The sequence below is a fragment of the Vibrio makurazakiensis genome, from assembly GCF_050337375.1.
Lineage (GTDB): Bacteria > Pseudomonadota > Gammaproteobacteria > Enterobacterales > Vibrionaceae > Vibrio > Vibrio makurazakiensis.
This window is the reverse complement of the sequence record NZ_JAKJSW010000232.1, coordinates 1-6,060: the sequence shown is the minus strand read 5'-3', so window position 1 is coordinate 6,060 and position 6,060 is coordinate 1. Positions and strand designations below refer to the sequence as shown.

The 6,060-nt window shown below is 41.9% G+C and carries 3 protein-coding genes; all 3 read left to right on the top strand.

The window, feature by feature from the left end:
- The first annotated feature begins 329 nt into the window (after positions 1-329).
- A complete protein-coding gene (locus L4C33_RS18695) occupies positions 330-1,697 on the top strand; it encodes a YjiH family protein (RefSeq protein WP_428813921.1) in 1,368 nt (455 codons plus the stop codon).
- 414 nt (positions 1,698-2,111) lie between these two features.
- Positions 2,112-3,983, top strand: coding sequence for a methyl-accepting chemotaxis protein (locus L4C33_RS18690; protein ID WP_428813920.1), 1,872 nt, complete (start codon positions 2,112-2,114; stop codon positions 3,981-3,983).
- 168 nt (positions 3,984-4,151) lie between these two features.
- Positions 4,152-6,020: a methyl-accepting chemotaxis protein gene (locus L4C33_RS18685; protein ID WP_428813919.1), complete on the top strand. Its 1,869-nt coding sequence runs from the start codon at positions 4,152-4,154 to the stop codon at positions 6,018-6,020.
- The last annotated feature ends 40 nt before the right edge of the window (positions 6,021-6,060 follow it).

The window sequence follows — 6,060 nt, the reverse complement described above, 5'->3', positions numbered from 1 at the left end:
CCTCGCTCTATTATTCCCTGCGACCTTCGCTTTCATCTTAGCTTTTGTCTATTGGCTTTACCTACAACTTTTCGCCACCCCAAACACCCCTCCCAAAACATAACATTAGATACATTCTCGTAACTGGTATAACATATATAAAATATAATCCTGATGGTTAGCAACAAATCAGAATTTATGATGTGAATACTTACCTTTATTTAATGAATAGTATTGCAATACTGATTTTTGAAAGGTAATCTTGCCACAATTGAGTAAATACGGATGTTTAGTGAATAGATATGCCAAGGAACCAGGCGTCTTTTACTAGTAGTAATACGAGAATAATAATGCTTAACAATACAAATGCTGCTGAAGCACCTAAGAAAGGTAGCTTCTGGATCTTTCTAATCCCATCACTTATCGGTCTGTTCCTGTTTATGGCTCCTATCAGCTATAACGGTGATCTGACTATCCCTGTCGCAATTCTGGCTAAATCAATCCAAGCTTTATTGGGTGACCATTTAGTTTCAATTATTGCAACTATCATTGCCTTTATGTCTGTAGCTTCCCTTTTATGTAAAGTTTTCAAGCCTGCATTCATCGAAGGTAATTCATTTTTACAGGGTTTATTCAACCCTACTCCGTTATGGCTAGCTGTGCGCTTAATTGGTGGTGCTGCGGTTGTAATGACTGTATTCCAAGTAGGTCCTGAAGCGATTTGGGAAGAGAACACTGGCGGTCTTGTATTAGAAGGTCTGCTACCAACTCTGTTCTCTGTATTTATTTTCGCGGGTTTGCTACTTCCTCTACTACTAAATTTTGGTCTACTAGAACTGTTTGGTACGCTTTTAAGCAAAATCATGCGCCCTATCTTCAACCTACCAGGTCGCAGTGCTATCGACTGTATGGCGTCATGGTTAGGGGATGGTAGTGTTGGTATTCTATTAACAAGTAAGCAATACGAGCAGAAGTTTTACACCCAACGTGAAGCTGCGGTAGTCGGTACTACTTTCTCTGCTGTATCTATCACTTTTAGCTTGGTAGTAATCGCTCAAGTAGAACTAGAACACCTATTCTTGCCTTTCTACGGTGCTATCTGTCTAGCGGGTATTGTTGCTGCGGTAATCATCCCTCGCCTACCTCCACTAAGCATGAAAAAAGACAGCTTCATTGATGGTAGTTCTCGCGACGAAGACGCTGATGCTATCCCAGCAGGCCACAGCACGTTATCTTGGGGTATGGAGCTAGCAATCAACAAAGCTTCTCAAGTTAAATCTGTTAAGTCTGTATTCAGCGAAGGCGTTCGTAATGCTGTTGATATGGTCTTCGGTGTACTTCCTGTTGTTATGGGCTTAGGTACTGTCGCTCTAGTTGTYGCAGAATACACATCGGTATTCGCGGTACTTGGCCAACCATTCATCCCATTCCTAGAGCTACTTGGCGTTCCAGAAGCTGTTGCAGCCTCTGAAACTATCGTCGTTGGCTTCGCAGATATGTTTATTCCTGCAATCCTTGCTGCTTCAATTGACAACGAGATGACTCGTTTTGTTATCGCTGCAATGTCTGTTACTCAGTTGATTTACATGTCAGAAGTGGGCGCTTTGCTACTAGGTAGTAAGATCCCTGTAAACATCGTAGAGCTGTTTATTATCTTCATCCTACGTACTTTAATCACGCTTCCAATTATTGCTGGTGTTGCTCACTTAATTTTTTAAAGTCGCACACGGTCAATTAACACTCAAAGCCTCACTTATGTGAGGCTTTTTTATTGGCTATAAAAGATTTAACCCACCATTATCATAGCAACAGATTACATATAATTCGAAATGGCACTTTTAACAACTATAGAAAGCCAACACCAATAAGAACGGAGCTCTGACCAGAAACCAACCCCAACAAAACACCCTTCAAATCTWTAAAATTCATACATATAACAAACCAATGCACCACTTATTGGGTAAAATTAAACAATGACAGCGATTATGTGTAATTTTGTTAGCCACAACCCYCTCAATGTGTAAACTATGTGCATGAGTTTACAGAAATGTTATTAAGCTTAGGCCATACTTGCCGATACAATAAAATTATAATATTGATTACTTGCTGAACATGACAAAGGGGAACGTTTCATGAAATTTAGTCATAAGGTTGTTGGGGCTTCATCTGTGTTGCTGCTTGTCACCATATCGTTACTGTCTATTCAGCAACTATATACTGTGAGAAGCGCCGTAGAGAGCCATGTAAATGCAAGTTTGACGGAAATGGTCAACGGGGTAAAAAATACCGTTGTTTCTGAGATGTCTGCGAAAAAATCTCTTGCTCAGTCGACTACAGAAGTAATCGAAATAGCACCCAAAGACCAAGAGTATGTGAAAACTATTTTAGAAAAACCAAATCTTAAAAATAGCTTTCTAGCAGTTGGCTTTGGATATGAGAGCAATGGATTCGTTATTGAAAATGATGACGGCTGGGAAGCTGGCCCAGACTATGATCCAAGAATAAGACCTTGGTATGTTGACGCAAAAGCGAAAAACAGCCTAGTAGTGACAGACCCATACATTGATGTATCAAGTAAGAAAGTTATTATTTCAGTTGGTACACCAGTTAAAGAAAATGGCCGCTTTGTAGCTGGTATGTTCTACGATATGGAACTGACTAACCTCGCGACATTAGTCAATAAAATCAATCTTTTTGATGCTGGTTACCTGTTCATTGTTGCTGCGGACGGCACAACCATCGCCCACCCAGATACCAACAATAATGGCGAAAAGCTTAACAGCTACCTACCTAACGTTTCTATTACTGAGTCAACTCAACATATCGAAATGAATGGTAAGTCTTACATGGTGCAATTCTCACACATCCCTAGTGAAGATTGGTATGTCGGCTCTATCATTGATGAAGCTATCGCCTTTGAAGCGGTGAGTGATCTTCGTAATAGCTCGATTATCTACACTGTAATTGCATTGATTCTAAGTGTTATTGCGTTAACAGGTCTAATTCGAGTATTGATGCGCCCTCTTAGTGAATTGAACGATGCTATCCATGACGTAGCTTCAGGCCAAGGTGATCTAACCAAACGTCTAGATACCAATACCGACTACGAGTTCTCTGAACTTGCAAAAGGTTTCAACACATTTACCGAAACCCTGCAAACTCAAATTACTCAGTCAAAAGCGATTGGTAAAGAGATCATGCGCGGTACTGAAATGACAGTAGTTGGTGCACAAGAGTCGGCTTCAGCAATGGGTACGCAACTGCAAGAGCTTGAGCAACTTGCAACCGCAATGAACGAAATGGCGGTAACAGCAACAGAAGTTGCGAACAATGCTCAAGGTGCGGCATCAGCRGCGAAAGACGCAGATGAAGCAACGCTAGATGGCACATCGGTTGTAGGCGATACAACGAAAGCAATTGATAATCTTTCAGCTCGTATCGATCAAGCTGTTGAAGAAGTTAAGGTTTTGGAGTCTGCGACTGCTAATATCGAAACAATTCTTAAAGTTATCAACGATATTGCTGACCAAACCAACCTACTTGCTCTTAATGCTGCAATCGAGGCTGCTCGTGCTGGTGAATCAGGTCGTGGGTTTGCGGTCGTTGCTGATGAAGTAAGAACTCTAGCTCAGCGTACGCAACAATCGACTACAGAAATTCGTAGCATGATTGAACAACTTCAAGCGGGTGCAAGCTCTGTATCGAACGCGATGAACCAGAGTAAAGATACGGCGACAGAAGCTGTTGAGCGAGCTCAACAAGCCAACTCTTCTCTTGAACGTATTCGTGACTCCATTCAGCAGATCTCTGATATGAACATTCAGATTGCTTCAGCAGCCGAAGAGCAAAGCTTGGTAGCGGAAGAGATCAATAACAACACTGTGAAGATCAAAGATTTGTCTACACAGGTTGCTAATTCAGCCGAAGAAGCAAATATGGCAATGGAAATTCAAACGAACAATGTTCGTGAACAAGATGAATTGCTGAATAAGTTTATCGTCTAGTCGAACTTAACTCGAAAGTACTAATGATAGTGAGGTATGCCTCACTATCATTTTTTTTGTCTTCAATATCCGACTTTCTTGCTGATTATCCGAACTTTCACTGGCTGAACTCACTATTACTAACTATAAATTTATAATTAAGATAAATAGTTCTAGTTAGGGAAGACCATGAAATTTAGCCATAAAATAGTCGCAGCCTCTTCAGTACTGCTTCTTGTTACCGTATCTTTGCTGACCGGAAAACAATACTTCACCATGCAAGCGGAGCTAAAAGAGCAAGTTGAAGCCAGTGTGACCGAAATTGTTGACGGCGTTAGAAATACTGTTGGCTCTGTCATCGAAGGCAAGAAGAACATTGCTGCCTACTCCACCAGCATGTTGGAACTTGACCTCTCCCCCGAGCACATTCGTGATGTCATTTCACGGCCAGTTGTTAAAGATGCATTTCTACTCGCAGGGATCGGGTTTGAAAACGATGGTTCAAATATCAGTAACGACCCAAGCTGGGATCCAGGGCCAACATGGGATCCACGTGTAAGACCCTGGTACACCGACGCAAAAAATGCCAATAGCCTAATCATTACTGCGCCCTATGCAGATTCAGCAACCAACGAAATTTTAGTTTCAATTGCAACACCAGTTAAGGATAGAGGCCAGTTCATCGGTGCGATCTTCTACGACGTAAGTTTGGGCAGCTTGGCAAGCTTAGTAAACCAAGTAAAACTCTTTAATGCCGGTTACGTGTTTATTGTCGCTGGTGATGGAACAACCATTGCCCACCCAGACAAAGATAAGAACGGCAAACCACTCAACAGCTATATGCCAAACGTCAGTATGCTAGAAGAGCCGCAACAAGTGGTATTGGATGGCGTCGCTTACACTCTAGACTTCGCTAGAATTGAAGGGGAAGATTGGTTTGTAGGTGTCATTCTCGATGAAGAAATAGCGTATGCCTCTGTAAATGATTTACGTAACAGTTCCATCCTATACACCATCATTTCTTTGGTAATAAGTATCGCAATACTGCTGGTACTTATCCGAACTCTTCTTGGTCCTTTAGATGTTCTTAACAAAGCCATTCAAGATGTTGCTAGTGGTGACGGTGACTTAACCCAAAGACTAGACACGAATACCGATAAAGAATTCTCTGAGCTGGCTACAGGGTTTAATACCTTCACGAGTACACTACAGCAACAAATCATCCAATCGAAAGCCATTGGCGGTGAAATATTGAGAGGGTCGGAAGCAACGGCTGTAGGACTGCAAGAGTCTTCAGAGGCAATGCGTGACCAATTACACGAACTGGAACAACTGGCTACCGCAATGCATGAAATGGCCACCACATCATCAGACGTAGCTTCAAATGCCCAGGGGGCAGCCTCTGCCGCTAAAATTGCAGACGATGCAACACAGGAAGGGACATTAGTCGTAACTGATACCACAAGTGCAATTGATGAGCTATCGACACGTATTGATGAGGCTGTGGAAGAAGTTAAAGTACTAGAAAGCGCAACTAGTAATATCGAAACCATATTGAAAGTGATTAATGATATTGCCGACCAAACTAACCTACTCGCGCTTAATGCCGCAATTGAAGCTGCAAGGGCTGGTGAGTCAGGTCGAGGCTTTGCGGTTGTAGCCGATGAAGTAAGAACACTCGCACAACGTACTCAACAATCAACGACCGAAATTCGCAGTATGATCGAGCAATTACAAGCAGGTGCTAATTCAGTATCTAGCGCCATGAATCAAAGTAAAACGACGGCATCAGATGCAGTTCACCGAGCTCAACAAGCGAATGGCGCTCTTGAAAAAATCCGGGACTCTATACAAACAATTTCGGATATGAATATTCAAATAGCATCAGCAGCAGAAGAACAGAGCTTGGTAGCGGAAGAGATAAACAACAACACTGTGAAGATCAAAGATTTATCAGTGCAAGTTTCAGATGCTGCCGACCAAGCGAACTCAGCAATGCAAGTTCAGACAGAAAATGTCAGAGAGCAAGATGCTATATTGAACAAGTTCATCGTTTAAGATCTTTTATTTGAATAGCTTACGCTTAATACAATTTGCG